This is a genomic window from Aquirhabdus sp., from assembly GCF_046462495.1.
In the GTDB taxonomy this organism is placed as follows: Bacteria; Pseudomonadota; Gammaproteobacteria; order Pseudomonadales; family Moraxellaceae; genus Aquirhabdus.
Map to the genome: position 1 here is coordinate 552,896 of NZ_JBKGVE010000004.1, position 14,862 is coordinate 567,757.

The following is a 14,862-nucleotide window of genomic DNA, read 5'->3' on the forward strand; positions in this document are numbered from 1 at the left end:
TGAACTGACTTAATCTGTTGCTTTCCTGCAACCATCCCTTGATCTTTAAATCCTGCAAACACACTATTCATTTATTCCCTTTGAGCGTTTCCGCCTGTGAATCGGACATCTCAAAGACAAAAAACATGGATATAAGAAGACAGGAGAATGACCATGAGCAGTTCACGGATTAACCTTGGTAAGGCATCGCAAGAGATGTATCAAGGCGTCGCACAGCTTGATAATCTGGTGACTGAGCAACTTGCACAAGCGGGAATCAAAGAGGGCTTTGCCCATCTCTTGCGTCTGCGCGCCTCACAGCTCAATCAATGCGCTTACTGTGTGCGCTTACTGTGTGCGTTTACATGGCAAAGATGCCGAAGAGAGCGGCGAGAGTCGCGACCGGATCAATGTGCTGCCAGCATGGCGCGAGACGGGATACTTCACGGTGAAAGAGCGTGCGGCTTTGGCGCTGATTGAGGCGGTTACGCTGATCTCTGTGGGACAAGTGCCTGATGCCGTCTATGATGAGGCGGCGAATGTGCTGTCGCAAGCGGAGGTCGCTGCGATCGAATGGCTGGGTGTGGTGATCAATGCGTGGAACCGTATTGCGATTTCGAGCCGTTATCCAGTTAAGCCTTGATTGCCAGCGTTTAATCACAAAAGCCCCCTCATTCGATGAGGGGGCTTTTGTTTGTGAGTGGCTAGGTGTGGAGATTCAGCATGACCGCATTAAAACGTATAGGTCAGCTTGCCGTAGTAATAACCACCGTTAATGCCAATTGGTGAAAAGCTCGGCAGATCACGTCCGGCTAAGAAGCTGCCTTGGGCTTGTTCAATCGCGAGTAACTCCCCGTTCACTTTGTTGGGGTATTGATTAAAGAGATTGTTTGCCCCGATCGCTACGGTGACCGATGGGGTAATCCGATTGGCGATTTCTAAGTCGGTAATGAACTTGGTTGAAATGGTGGATTTGTAAAAGGTCTGACCATCGGGTGCCGCCGAGTATTCCGAAGACGGTCCGTAAATGGATTCTCGTAAACTAACCGTCCAAGGACCATTACGATACAGTGCGCCTAAGTTGACACGGTACTTGGGCGTTGCAGTTTCAAGGTCTGAAATAGCCGCTTGGTCGAGCAAACGCTGCGGCGCGAGTTGGCTGGGGATTTGGTTGATTTTGACGACATCCGTGGTGTTGTAGCTGGCGGCGACAGACCAATCGACCCGGCCATAATCCTGATAGTCACTGGCATAGTTAAACACCAGCTCGGCACCTTTGGTGCGGGTATCAACCGCATTGGAGAAGATACTGATCCCAGTCTTGGTCACACTGGGGTCCAGAATATTGCCATTGGCAATGATCGCACTGCGCACCGCAGGCGAATTCACTGCGTAGCCTGAACCATTGAGCGTGCCACTGTTGACGATACGATCTCGGATATCAATCTGATAGGCATCTAGGGTAATGGTGGCTTTCGGGATCGGTTTAAACACAAATCCGACGCTATAGTTTTGCGATTTTTCTGGCTTTAAGCCATTGATGCCGATCAGTGCGGCTGCGGGAGCGTTCGGCGGCAATTGCACCGTGGCGGAGTCTGGCCTGACGTTGGTCGCGGAGTAGTATTCTTCGGCTAAAGTCGGTGCGCGAAAACCGTTGCTGACCGTGCCACGGATGGCGAACTCGGGCACAAAGTCATAGCGCGCCGTGAGTTTGCCCACGCGTGTACTGCCAAAGTCACTGTATTTTTCATAGCGCCCTGCCAGATCGACTTTGAGCTTCTCCAAGGGGTTCGCTGCCAGATCGACATAGAGCGAGGTATTGTTGCGGCTATGATTGCCCGCGTCAGTCGCTAAAAAACCCGGGAAGGCTTGCGAGCCTTCTTTGTAGGTCGATGCGGGATCACCCTGACCAATGGCATAGGTGTCTTTGCGATATTCGGTGCCGAATGCTAAATTGATCGGCTTGGCCAAGCCAATGTCAAATTCACGACTGACGTCTAGATTGGTCGTCCACTGGGTCGTTTTGAATTTGCCGACATGAAACTCCGTCGGGGTTGAGCCAGTATCTTGGTAGAGTGAGATATTGGCGGTATTGATGTTACCCAGTTCATCGCTATCACTGCCGTACGTGGTCGACAGATCCCAGTGCCACTTATCCCAGAGCCGACCTTTGATCCCTGTGGTGATGGCGAAGTCCTTTTCGTCTATCGTTTCACTCGGCACAAAGCCATTGGGATACAGTGCTGGCAGAGCATTGGGTAGGCGGTAGATTTCATAGGCGTTGGATGTCTTTTCACCATAAGTCCCAAAGCCATAGAGCTGTAGATCCTCGTTTAGATCAATGCCCGCATTGACTGAGAATAGATTGAGATGGTATGCCGCATCACCCACCACGGGGCTGAGGTTGGGGTAGCCGGGTACGCTGGTGAGGTGGGGCATCGCTGCAATATTGGCCGGACTGGTCACGCGGGGATCGATGCTACTGCGCACGCTGTGGCCATGGAACTTGGTTTCCGCTGTCACGTTGATAAAGCTTGAATCGGTTGGCGCAAAGCCAGCATTGACGGAGGCATCCGCCGTTTTGCCACCACCATCAATATATTGTCCGCCGGTGGTTGAGACGCTGCCGCCACTGGCATCCTTTTTAAGAATAATATTGACGACCCCTGCAATCGCATCGGTGCCGTATTGCGCGGCTGCGCCGTCTTGCAGGATTTCAATATGGTCAATGGCCGCAATCGGGATCAGGCTTAAATCTGTGGCGGCTGAGCCATTAAAGGGCCCGTTAAAGGGATTGCCATCTACTGCAAGATTGGCATTGGTATGGCGGCGTTTGCCATTGATCAGTACCAGCGTATCATTGGGATTCAAGCCACGTAACTGTGCGGCGAGCGTGAGGCTTGCCGTATCCCCACCTGCTGCTTGTGCGGTAAAAGACGGCACATTTTGCGCGAGTGCTTGCACTAAATCGGGTTGTCCAGTGCGCTTGAGTGTCGCCGCATCGAGGACGGTGATCGGTGATGCGCTGTCCACTGCTTTTAAGCCACTGACACGGCGTACGCCCGTGACGACGACGGCTTCAACGGGGTTTTCGCTGGGTGCAGCCGTGGTTGTTGAAGTCGCCGGTGTCGTGGATGTCGTAGTCTCGGCGTATACGACGCCTGATTGCAACGCGAGGATGAGCGCGCCGACAGACATAGAGAGGGGCAACGGGCTGGCGGGTCGCGTTTGCATGGATCTGTGCAACAATGTTTTTTGGGTTGTGAGCGGTGTCTGGCGTAGAGATACCCCATCATTTCTACGGAAAGCGTTAAACATAAATCGAAACCCTAGGTGTCTAAAAAAGAAAAGTAGTGAATATTTACCGTTTAGTAAAAAAATTAACTCAAATCTATTCTTGATTAAATCGCCAGTGCAGGCAAACACGTATTTTTGATAACGTTATCTGTGGCATGGGGATGCTTAGTATCTTGGTATGCATTTGCAGTTTGGGGTGGATAAGTACGAACCTCTGCTTCGATCTAAACGTTTCATGCACAATGTACTTTTCAATTGTTATACATAAAAATTGAAAACCTCATTAAGTTTCCTTTATAAACATTGTTATAGATAAACCATTCTGTCCAATTTTTATGGGGAAACCATACGGATGACAAGCACTTTGCCCACAGGGATTCGGTCAAGGAACCTGACGATTGATTTTTTACGCGGTATCTCGATTTTAGTGGTGCTCTTGCATCACTTTAATATTCCCTATCGAATTTCCGATACCTTCCTGAACTTCCATATCTTGGGCTTTCCGCTGATCCGCGCCATTGCCCGAAATGGTAACTATGGGGTCACGATGTTCTTTGTGATTTCAGGATTTCTGATTACCTCGCATGCAATAAAGCGCTGGCAGAGTCTGGAGCGGGTTCATATCTGGTCTTTTTACGGCATGCGCATCGCCAGAATCATCCCCAGCTTGCTGTTGCTGCTGGTTATCGTCAATGGCTTGAGCTTGCTTGAGCTTAAACCCTTTTTGAATGATGACTATAACGGCGCACCCTTCTCTTATGCATTAGTGAACTTTGCATCGCTTACCTTCTGGATGAATGTGCTGATCATCAAGTATGGTTGGGTCAACTATGCGCTGGGGGTGCTGTGGTCATTGTCGGTGGAGGAGGTGTTTTATCTAAGCTTCCCGATTGCCTGTTTGTTTTTAAGGAAGTCGAAATATTTGGTTTTGTTTTGGCTGGTGTTTATCATCATCGGGCCGATCTATCGTTCTTATCATCAGGATGCGGATACTGAAGCCTATCTGTATGCGTATTTCTCAAGTTTTGATGGCATTGCGATTGGCTGCTGCGCGGCGGTGCTGGCGAATACGCTTGCGGTTAAGCGTATTGTTTTTAATCCCTCTATCAGCAAATTTATCCAGATTGTCACGATCATCACCATGGTGGTGTTTTATTTGTATGCCTCGATTGGCGATAATAATATCTGGGGCGTGACCTTCATGTCGTTTTGCACAGCGATTCTGTTGGTGGGTAGCGTATTAAAAAACGGCAGCGTAAAAAGTGATGATCAGTTGCCTGTGCCTAAGCAGAATATCGTAGCGCGCGCTATCCGCAGTCTGGGTAAACGCAGCTATGAGCTCTATCTGTTTCATCTGGTGATCTTGGGGTTGATCAAGGTGTTTTATCCACCAGCATCGGTGGTGGGCAATGAGAAGGCTCTACTGCTGGTGGTCTTTGCGGTGGGCAGCTTGATTCTAAGCTATGCGATTGCCCGACTGTATTCCGATCCGCTCAATCGTTATTTCAGACACAAGCTGATGAAGAAAGAGCGAGGCGAGCAGATTGTGGAGTTTCGGTGATTAAAAGCACTCTGACCTGAACCCTCTCCTAGGGAGAGGGCATGTATTGTCGTCGATAGTTGCAGCTTCATTAGCCGAGAACGTTATGAGTCGATGCCAGATTAAAAGATGCCCGGAATTAACCACCAACTGCGTTTTTTATACGCAGCCCATGTCGGATAGCGCGACATGCTGGCTTCCTTCATAACCATGTTTACCGCAAACATGGTCCCCCAATAATAAGCGAGCACCAGTACTGGGAGCCAGTGCCATGTCATGAGGGCGAAACTGCCATAAATCATCATCTCACCCAAATAATTAGGGTGACGGATATAGGTGAACATACCATTGGTAATCAGTCCGCGTGCTGCGCGAAGTTGAACATATTTCTGTGTGTCGGCACCAAAAACGATGACACAACCCAGTAAACATATAGAGATACACAAGGCGAACCACGCATTGTCTGGCAGGGGATAGTGCGGATTGGCGATACCCGAAATGAGTAACCAGCCGATCATCCAATACAACGCTAAGCCAATGAACCCCCAAATCGCACTGGGAATGGTACAGCGCGGTTGCCAGTTGGGGTCAGGGAATGCGATATCTTTGAGGAGCCAGACCAATCCATAGCTGCCATGCAGCGCAAGATAAACCCAAGCGGCCGTTGAGGTGGCCCACGGCGTTTTATCCGCGTAGTACCACATCAAGAAACCGAAGAGAAAAAAGCTGCCGCCTTTTTGGAGGTTGATGATCCACGCCAACTTGAAGGGTCGTGGACCACCACCGATATTGAACAGCATCCAGTCGTTCAATTTGCGCATGGACTGTGCCCAATGCGGGGCGGTCGTTGCTTGTAAACCTGAGCCTTCGTTTTTTTGGGTTTCCATCATGGAATCCTTATTATTAAGTGTTGATCATACTAGGCTTGCTGTGTGCAGTTTTCAAGCAAGATGATGGCACAGGGGATTTCGTTTAAGGAATGGGTCAACGACCTCATCATCTCAAGAAGGGAGAGGCGTGCTCTACTCTGGCATGGGCTTGATCGGATTTTCCATCTGCAAATACCCCACTACCATCTGGGTCAAACCGTCGATGATCTCTTGCTCTTTGATCATGCTCTGCGGCGCATTTAAGTGTTGGGTCATGGTGAATAGCGTGCTGTTCACAATGATAAAAAAACGGACGTGCAGATTCTCAATCGGGTACTTCTGGTAGAACTTCAGGAAATAAAGTCGCCCAAAATCCAGTGAATAATTCTGCATGGTGTCGATCATCTTCTGGATCGGCAGACGGTGCCAGTTGCGTGCAATCTCTAAATATAAGCCATCTTCCTGCCGAAACAGACTAAAGCCAAACAGGATCGACTCATGCACGATGTGGGCAAGGTCATCGGAGTCCAGATCGACAACCAGTTTATGCAGGTTTTCGATCATTTCACGGGTCTTTTGTTCAAGCAAGGCTTCGATCAGCGCTTGTTTGTCATCGAAGTACTGATACAGCGAGCCGACGCTGACGCCGGCAACCTCAGCAATCTTGGGCGTGGTCACGCCTTCCAGACCGTACTTGGTGACACAGCGAGCGGTCGCTTCGATCAGGGTCTCGACCATCTGTTGGGAGCGTTCTTGTCTGGGACGTTTGCGCATATGAGGGTGCTCACTGCTTTTATATTTGTCGGTGATGCCTATTGGCGAATGAAACGCGAATTGAATACGAATATATATTCGTATTATTGTCGGTGGAATGCAACCTTTACTGGATGAATCGCATGACTGCTTCTATCGACATCAGTGGTGCACGTCCGCATCGTGCGGAGTCTTTTTCTCAATCTCAACAAACACCGTTCAGTTTGAAACTGTTCCAGCCTTTGCTCGGCCGACGTCTTGCGCCGAATCAGCGGGAATATCGCGCGCTGATTTCGGGACTCATGACCGGTGATACGGTTATGGATGAGTTCGTGGAATGGATGTTTAACACCAATCCTAAAAATGGCAAACAGAAGTTTGATCAAGCATTGCACCATGGTCTACATACGGTCAAGGATTGTCCAGAATCGCTTAGTAAGCTGTTTCATCATTTGGAGCAGACGCCTGCATGGGTTGATGCTGGGCTGATTGATGATGCGATCACCTTTATTCATGGCACGGGCACCTATGCCAATTATGTGCTGCGCGATGGAGCACTGATGGGCGGTTATTTATTGTCAGGTTTTAATCAGGCATTGGTGCTGACGGGTGCACTGAATAAAGGCGCACCCAAACGGGTGGGTGAGACTTATAAATGGTGGATCGATTGTACAGAAGCGCAAGGCATGAGCCGCTTTGGCCCTGGCTTTAAATCGACAGTGCATGTGCGTTTTATCCATGCGCTGGTGCGTCGCAATCTGACACGGGGCGACAAGTGGGATCCCGATGAGTGGGGGGCACCGCTTTGTCAGGTGGATATGGCGGCGACTAATCTGGCGTTCTGTGTGGTGTTCCTCACGGGTCTGCGTGCCTTTGGCATCTTTGCGACCGCGCATGAGTCGAAGGCGGTAATGCATCTGTGGCGCTATGTTGGTTGGCTCATGGGGGTGGATGATCAGTGGCTGGTGGACAGTGAGCGTGCAGGTGCGGTGTTGCTCTATCACACCACCAAGACTCAGTCGCCTCCAGATTGGACCAGCAAAGAAATGGGGCAGGCTCTGTCTTTAGAACCGCTTAGCCGTCACTTTAAACACTTTGAGTCGGTGCAGCGTTTATATGCTTACCATAAGCATCTTAGTATCAATCGTTTTTTTCTCAATCGAGAAAAGATGGGTCAACTCGGATTACCGACCAAAACACTGCCATGGTTTCCGCTGATTACCGCACCGACCAATGTGCTGCGCTATACCGCACAGCGGGCTATCCCGATTCTGCGACCACGCTTGCAGCGTCGTGGGCGGCAAGCACAGCTCAATATGCTGGCGCTGTTTGGTGAGCATGGTCAGGGGACGATTCAACCTGACAAGCATCATCCGGCCCATGTCTAGGAGCGAAGTGCTCAAATAGTGACTTACGCGGTCAGAGTGATGTCATTGTGGATCAGCGCTGCGATATGAAAGACTCGAAGGAGTCAAATGGACTCTATAAGGAATATGCAAAGATGACGACCCAACTAGAAAACCTGTGCGGAAAGACCCTGTTTATTACCGGAGGCAGTCGCGGGATTGGACGTGCGATTGCACTGCGTGCGGCAGCCGATGGTGCCAATGTGGTGATCGCAGCTAAGACTGCGGTGGAGAGTGACAAGCTGGTCGGCAGCGTGTATAGCGTGGCGGAGGAAGTTGTTGCGGCAGGCGGCAAAGCGCTGCCGCTTATCGTTGATGTCCGTGATGCCGATCAAGTGATTGCGGCAATGGCACAGGCGGCTGCGCACTTTGGCGGGATTGATATTCTGGTTAATAACGCAGGTGCGATTAACCTGATGGGTGTTGAGCATACCTCGCTAAAAAAATACGACCTGATCCAGACCATCAACCATCGCGCGACCTTTATCTGCGCCCAAGCCGCGCTGCCGTACCTCAAGAAATCAAGCAACGCGCATATCTTAAGTCTGTCACCTCCCGTGAATATGGCACCGCATTGGCTGAAGCCTTTCTCGCCGTATGCCCTGTCGAAATACGGTATGACGATTCTGACGCTGGGCATGGCGGAAGAGTTTCGTGACTATGGCATCTCGTGCAATACGCTGTGGCCTGCAACGTATATTGCCACTGCTGCAGTGGCAGTGAATTTGGGCGGGGAGAACACCCTACTGGTCAGCCGTAAGCCTGAAATCATGGCGGATGCGGCCCATGCGATTCTGGCCAGTGAGCGCGGGACGGTGACGGGTCAGGCCTTTACCGATGAGGAGTCTTTGGCACGGATCGGCATCACTGATCTGACTCACTATGCCTGCTCGCCGGATCATCTCGACAGACTGCAAAAAGACTTTTTCTTAGATTAAAAAGACCTGTGATGCGCCAATGCGCACATGCAGTACTGGCTCGTGAAGTCCACGTTGTGACGTTTTTGAAGTGCAAGTGCCATGCGGTTTGCGTGGTGATGTTGAGTCGAGGACGAGGGTTTGCATTAATATTTTTTCGATGACAAACCGTCAATAACGAAAGCAAGAGGATCCATGGAATGAAAGCGAATCAACGGGTGTGTGTGATTGGTGCAGGTCCTAGCGGGATTACTGCGGCGAAGAATTGTTTGGAGGCGGGGCTGGATGTCGTCGTCTTTGAGAAGAATGACAAAGTGGGTGGCAACTGGGTGTTTAACTCCAAGACCGGTCACTCCAGCGTCTATGAAAATACCCATATCATCAGCTCGAAAGTCTGGTCGGAGTATGAGGATTATCCGATGCCGGAGGATTACCCAGACTATCCCAAACACTCGCAACTGCAAGCCTACTTTGAGTCTTATGCCAAGCACTTTGGCGTTTATGATGAGATCCGCTTTCATCATACCGTGCAGCATGTCAGTCGGCTACCGACTGGCGATTGGCAGGTTGAATTTTTGGATGCAAGTGGCCACAAGCACCATGAGACGTTCACCGCGTTGATGGTCAGCAATGGTCACCACTGGGATCCGAAATATCCTGAGTTTAAGGGCAAGTTCACGGGCAAGCTGATGCACTCGCATGACTTTAAAGGCGTGACTGAGGAGTGGCGCGGTAAAGATGTGTTGGTGATCGGTGGTGGCAACTCGGCGTGTGATGTGGCGGTGGAGTCGGCGCGGATTGCAGGCACGGTTAAATTGTCGATGCGCAGTCCACAGTGGTTTGTGCCCAAGTTTATCTTTGGTCAACCGACCGATGTGTTTGCTGCACGTAGTAAGTGGCTGCCAAGGCGCGTGCGCCAGCATTCGCTTAAAGCGGTGCTGACGCTGATGCAAGGGTCGTATAAGAAGTATGGTTTACCTGAGAATACCTGCCTGCCACTGGAGAATCATCCGACGGCAAATTCTGATCTGCTCGACTTTATCCGTCATGGCCGCATCAAACCAAGACCCGGAATCAAGAGTCTGGACGGTGGGGTAGTGGAGTTTACCGATGGCACGCGCGAGCGCTTTGATATCATCTGCGCCTGCACTGGATTCTGGACCACCTTTCCGTTCTTTGATGAGTCGATGATTAATTTTAAACATGTGGAAAAGGTGCCGCTGTATCGCAAGATGATGCATGCCGACTATTCCAACCTGTATTTCATCGGGCTGTTTCAGCCGATAGGTTGCATCTGGCCTTTGGCCGATTATCAGGCGAAGCTGGCGTGTCAGGAGATTCTGGGCAACTACCAGCGGCCTCATGATATGCATGCGGCGATTCAGCATGAGATCGACCATCCGCACTTTGAGTTTGAAGGCGGTCAGCGCCATGCGGTTGAGGTGGACTATCACGGACATCGCAATGATCTCAAAGCCGAGTTGAAGAAGGTTGGCATTGATATTGGTGATGCGCCTGAAGGCGTGAAGAAAAACTACAAGAAGTTTCCCTCGAAGTACCAACCTAAAGTACCTGCGAAAGTCAGGGCGAAGTTGTCGCTCAGTGCTTGAGGTGAGGAAAACAGGGGTTTTTAGGAGCCCCTGATGCGTGAAGCCGTAGAAGCCACATGGAAAGGGCTTTTGCGGTGATTTTAAGCGTATATGTTGCTTGCCGTGCGTTTGAAGCGTGATGGATGAGGTTGGTCAAGGTGTGGATTGCTCTACCTGGCAGATCCAAGGAGATGAGGTCAGGGATCGTAAAACAAGAAAATCGATATTATGAATTTTAATTTTTTAAAGAAAAAATGACTTAATATCATCGTTTTTATTTCTAAAAATGAAAATGATATTTTTATAATAATTGTTAAGAGCTATTAGTTCTTACCGTAATAGTTAACTTTTTATGAAAATTTTGTCCAAATGGTTTAATAACATTTTTCATAAAGAACCAAATAAATTATTAAATATTTGTGAATTAAATCCGAACAAAATTCATTTTAAAAATTAAATTGACTTTATTTTATTGATTTTATTAATATTTATTAATAAAAAATCCAATTGTTATATGATCAAGTCATATTTATTCTGCATATAAAAACCAATCATCATCTGCAAAAACCTATAGACAAAAGCTTACATAAGGCGTAGCTTTCGGATTACACAGTGTGTGAATTTCGTCACTTTTCGGCTATGGAGTGCAAATTGAGTCACATTTTGTGTGGGAAATTGTTGTGCGAAAAATATCTTTAATAGTGCTTGGTTATTAATTTTATTTTAACTAAAAGGTTTGTTGTTTATTATTTTTCTTATTTTTGTTTGGCTTATTTTGTTTTAATTGGCATTTATTTAATTGTTCAGTGATTTAATTTTAAATTTGGAAGGAAATTATCATGAAACGCAGAGATATGCTTAAGTTTACAGGTGTGGCGGTGAGTGGCGCGGCTCTGGCAAAATTTACAGATAGTGCGATCACTGCACCAAGCACGGCAACAACGCTGACCGATTTAACGCCCGCTACTTCGACAATCCCTTTGGCAACATCCGCAGCAACACCTGCATCACTCCTGACCCCACCCGTACCTGTTCTTCCTCAGTATGATAATTTGGTGGGGAGCGTTGCACGCAACACGGCACTGGGTTTAAAGCAGTTGTCGTATACGTGGACTGAAAACTACCCGAATGTTGAGGGCATCCCGATGCTTGCGACACTGCCAGCTAATGAACTGCCTGTGATCGAATGGTTGATTCCCACAGCTGGAAAAATCGTAGAGCTGATTGTCAATTTTTTTGCATCGATTCCCGCAACGGGTTCGGCGCTATGGCAAGCACAAGCCAATAGCATCATCGCTGACTTCAGTAGTGCCAAAAGTCGTTATGACAGTTTCGTCAAATCCAATGCGAATCAATCCGCGCTAAGTCCTGCTGCACTTGCGGCGAGTCAACAGATCCAGCAAAGCTTACTGTCGATATTTACTCGGGTGGGGGTATTAGTCACTCAGATCACCCCGCATGTGAATGAGTTGTTTAACAACAATGCGATCAGTGGTGCCGATGGGCTCGCAGCGTACAAAGCATTATTCGCGACAGTGCCCCTACCGCCTTCAGCAAGTGAATTCCAGAAGGATGATTATTTCGCTAATCTGCGTGTGGCGGGACCCAACCCAGTGCTGATCAAAGGCATTAGCGCACTGCCCAGCAACTTCCCGCTGAGCAATGCCCAGTACATTCAAGTGATGGGTGCCAATGATAGTTTAAGTGCCGCCGCAGCATCGAATCGCCTGTATTTGTTGGATTATGCGGATGTTGGTGCAATGGCAACCCAAGGGGCGGTCAATAAGATTCTATCTGGTACTGGCTATGCCTTTGCGCCCATCGCATTGTTTGCCATTCCTGTGGGTAGCACGTCGTTGACGCCTGTCGCAATCCAGTGTGGACAGGATCCGCATGCTTACCCAATTTTTTTACCGACTCCTGCCAATGACACCAGTTCACCAACTTATTGGGCATGGCAGATGGCCAAAACCGCTGTGCAAGTGGCTGAAGAAAATTATCATGAAATGTATGTTCACTTGGCGCGGACGCATCTGGTCAGTGAAGCTTTCTGTATCGCAACCCCGCGCCATTTAGCACCCACGCATCCACTCAATGTCTTACTCACGCCTCATCTTGAGGGGTCGTTGTTTATCAATACACTTGCGGCACTGGTGCTGATGGAGCCGGGTGGCTTTGTCGATGTCTTGTTTGCTGCGCCGATTTCAGATTTGCAGAAGTCAGCCGGTGCGGATCGTCTTGGATTTGATTTCTACGCACACATGTTGCCCACCGATCTTGCCAATCGCAAAGTCGATAATGTGAATACGTTACCTCACTATCCTTATCGTGATGATGCATTGCTGGTTTGGAATGCCATTGCACAGTGGGCGCAGGACTATATCAATATCTACTACACATCAGACGCTGATGTGGTTAATGATCGTGAGCTTGTGGCATGGACCAATGAAATTATTAGCAGTGGCAAGCTCAATGGCTTTAAAGCCATTACCAGTCGTCAGCAACTGACGGACGTGATCACGATGGTGATTTTTACCGCTTCTGCACAGCATGCTGCGGTTAACTTTTCCCAGCCTTCGATTATGACTTATGCGCCTGCAATTGCTGCACACAGTTCAGCGTCAGTCCCTGCAAATAGCAGTGTAGCCAATGAACAAGCGTGGCTTGCTATGATGCCATCGATGCTCGCCGCTGAAGAAAAACTGGTTATTTATAATATTCTGGGTGGGGTCTACCACGGTCAATTGGGGCAGTATAACCGGACAACCTTTCCCTATCAGCCGGTATTCACCGATACCCGAGTCAGTGCACCGTTGACCCGTTTTCAAAGTACCTTGCAGCAGATCGAAGCGACGATCGTCAGCCGTAATCTAAGCCGCGCGCGCCCTTATCCCTTCTTACTGCCGAGCCATATCCCACAAAGTACCAACATCTAAACGGCGGCATTACACGACTTCAAGTACTGCTTAGGAGGGTTTAGTTATGCTCGGCTTATCTGTTTCCCATTTGGCGTTGATTCTACTTGTCATCATTCTGATCTTTGGCACAGCCAAACTTCGAAACATCGGACAGGATCTCGGCGGTGCCATTAAAGGATTTAAAGACACCATTCATGAGTCCGATGATCCACTCGCACTCAATGAGGGAAAGGATCAACCGACTCAAAGCCATGAGTCATCATCGGTCAAATCGCGTACATAGGCTGTAAACAGTGAGACCTCGATGTTGAGTTGAGGTCAAACAATGCGGCAGGATGAACGTTAAAAGATCGATAGCGGTGGATATCTTTTTAACGTTTCATCTGTTTTTAAAACTTATTAAAAGGAAACGCATGCATGAAATTTTTCCATTTGTGTCAGGCTCTTTGCACCAGCATGGTTGCTGTGCTGCTGATGAGTAATGCTTATGCCACGCCGATGGCTGGGCAGGCGGGATCTTTGTATCTCCCCGAAGTCGATGGCAACACCGTAGCCGTGATCGATACGGCAACAGCAACCGTGACCAAGCGCATCCCTGTGGGTCCGATCGGTGCGCATCCTGCGGTTATGGCGGCGACTTTGGATGGCAGCAAATTGTATGTCGATAATTTCGGCGCCCTGCCTGCGACGGTCACGGTCATCGATCGCAAAGCGGATAAAGTCAAAACGCTCATCGTGGCCAGTGTGCCGCTGGGTATCTTTACCTCGCAGGATGGCAGTGAGATCTATCTGCCAGAAGTCAATTCGACGGTTGAGGTGATCAGTACCGCGACAGACAAGGTCGTCCGTACCTTGCATTTTTTCCCAGAAATTCCCGTTGCGTCCATGAGTGGTCCCGATGGCAATCTCTATGTCGGCTTTGCTTCGGGCCTACTTGGCGTCTATAACCCCAAAACTGGTGCGGTGATTCGCCCTCCGATCTGGAGTGGAGGTGTCGCCACGTTCTGGTACACCTTTAGTAAGGATGGCACCAAGCTCTATACCGACACGATCAATACCATAGGGGTGATCGATGTGGCGAGCTGGAAGTTGGTGAAAACCATCAACACGAGTCTGGATTCTAACTATTACCCCACCAACCCGGGGGCATTCACCTCTACGCTCTCACCGGATGGTAGCAAGCTGTATGTCACGCTGTTTGGTGCCACGGCAAATCGGGTGATCATCCTCGATACCGCACGTGACCGCGTGATCGGCAGCATTCCCACCAAGGGTTCTGTCATCGGGCTCACCTTTAGTGAGGATGGCAGTCGCGGTTATATCAGTGATTCTGGCGTGACCACCAAACCTTATGTGACGCCCGCAGGTGAGGTCTTCTTATTCTTGAATTTGATTACGCTCGGCATCCTTGGACCGGGGGAGCTCATCGTGTTTGATCCTAAAACCGATAACGTGCTGGGTACGATTCCGACCTTGGCGGGTCCAGGTGTTTCGGCTTGGGTACCCCCTTTGAAACCCTGATGTTGCGATGAATCAGGCGCTATCCGACATCAGCATGGCGCCTGAATCAGAAAAAATTCCTCATCAAAAACTT

The 14,862-nt window shown here is 49.3% G+C and carries 11 protein-coding genes; 8 read left to right on the forward strand and 3 right to left on the reverse strand.

Features of this window, described 5'->3' with window-relative positions; genetic code table 11:
* The first annotated feature begins 319 nt into the window (after positions 1–319).
* Positions 320–622 carry a carboxymuconolactone decarboxylase family protein gene (locus tag ACLHG7_RS05980; protein ID WP_410210122.1) on the forward strand — a complete coding sequence of 101 codons (303 nt, stop codon included), beginning with the start codon at positions 320–322 and terminating at the stop codon, positions 620–622.
* An 89-nt stretch (positions 623–711) separates the two neighbouring features.
* Here the strand turns inward: ACLHG7_RS05980 and ACLHG7_RS05985 are convergent, their stop codons facing one another.
* Positions 712–3,213, reverse strand: coding sequence for a TonB-dependent receptor plug domain-containing protein (locus tag ACLHG7_RS05985; protein WP_410210123.1), 2,502 nt, complete (start codon positions 3,211–3,213; stop codon positions 712–714).
* Positions 3,214–3,628: 415 nt separating this feature from the next.
* Between ACLHG7_RS05985 and ACLHG7_RS05990 the strand changes: the two genes are divergently transcribed.
* Positions 3,629–4,837: an acyltransferase family protein gene (locus ACLHG7_RS05990; protein ID WP_410210124.1), complete on the forward strand. Its 1,209-nt coding sequence runs from the start codon at positions 3,629–3,631 to the stop codon at positions 4,835–4,837.
* Between the two features lie 101 nt (positions 4,838–4,938).
* On the opposite strand, the gene ACLHG7_RS05995 is transcribed toward ACLHG7_RS05990, so the two are convergent.
* Both ACLHG7_RS05995 and ACLHG7_RS06000 read right to left on the reverse strand, forming a co-directional pair.
* A complete protein-coding gene (locus ACLHG7_RS05995; RefSeq protein WP_410210125.1) occupies positions 4,939–5,703 on the reverse strand; it encodes a methyltransferase family protein in 765 nt (254 codons plus the stop codon).
* 135 nt (positions 5,704–5,838) lie between these two features.
* Positions 5,839–6,459 (reverse strand): TetR/AcrR family transcriptional regulator, encoded by a 621-nt coding sequence (locus tag ACLHG7_RS06000; RefSeq protein WP_410210126.1) that lies wholly within the window; start codon positions 6,457–6,459, stop codon positions 5,839–5,841.
* Between the two features lie 122 nt (positions 6,460–6,581).
* On the opposite strand from ACLHG7_RS06000, the gene ACLHG7_RS06005 reads away from it, so the two are divergent.
* The 6 genes from ACLHG7_RS06005 to ACLHG7_RS06030 all read left to right on the forward strand — a co-directional run bounded on the left by ACLHG7_RS06005 (position 6,582) and on the right by ACLHG7_RS06030 (position 14,789).
* Entirely contained in the window at positions 6,582–7,826 is a 1,245-nt protein-coding gene (locus ACLHG7_RS06005; RefSeq protein WP_410210127.1) for an oxygenase MpaB family protein, read from the forward strand.
* Positions 7,827–7,939: 113 nt separating this feature from the next.
* Positions 7,940–8,782 (forward strand): SDR family oxidoreductase, encoded by an 843-nt coding sequence (locus ACLHG7_RS06010; RefSeq protein WP_410210128.1) that lies wholly within the window; start codon positions 7,940–7,942, stop codon positions 8,780–8,782.
* A 179-nt stretch (positions 8,783–8,961) separates the two neighbouring features.
* Positions 8,962–10,371 (forward strand): flavin-containing monooxygenase, encoded by a 1,410-nt coding sequence (locus ACLHG7_RS06015; protein ID WP_410210129.1) that lies wholly within the window; start codon positions 8,962–8,964, stop codon positions 10,369–10,371.
* 818 nt (positions 10,372–11,189) lie between these two features.
* Entirely contained in the window at positions 11,190–13,286 is a 2,097-nt protein-coding gene (locus ACLHG7_RS06020; protein ID WP_410210130.1) for a lipoxygenase family protein, read from the forward strand.
* A 46-nt stretch (positions 13,287–13,332) separates the two neighbouring features.
* A complete protein-coding gene (gene tatA, locus ACLHG7_RS06025; RefSeq protein WP_410210131.1) occupies positions 13,333–13,551 on the forward strand; it encodes a twin-arginine translocase TatA/TatE family subunit in 219 nt (72 codons plus the stop codon).
* Between the two features lie 134 nt (positions 13,552–13,685).
* A complete protein-coding gene (locus ACLHG7_RS06030) occupies positions 13,686–14,789 on the forward strand; it encodes a YncE family protein (protein ID WP_410210132.1) in 1,104 nt (367 codons plus the stop codon).
* Positions 14,790–14,862: the final 73 nt, after the last annotated feature.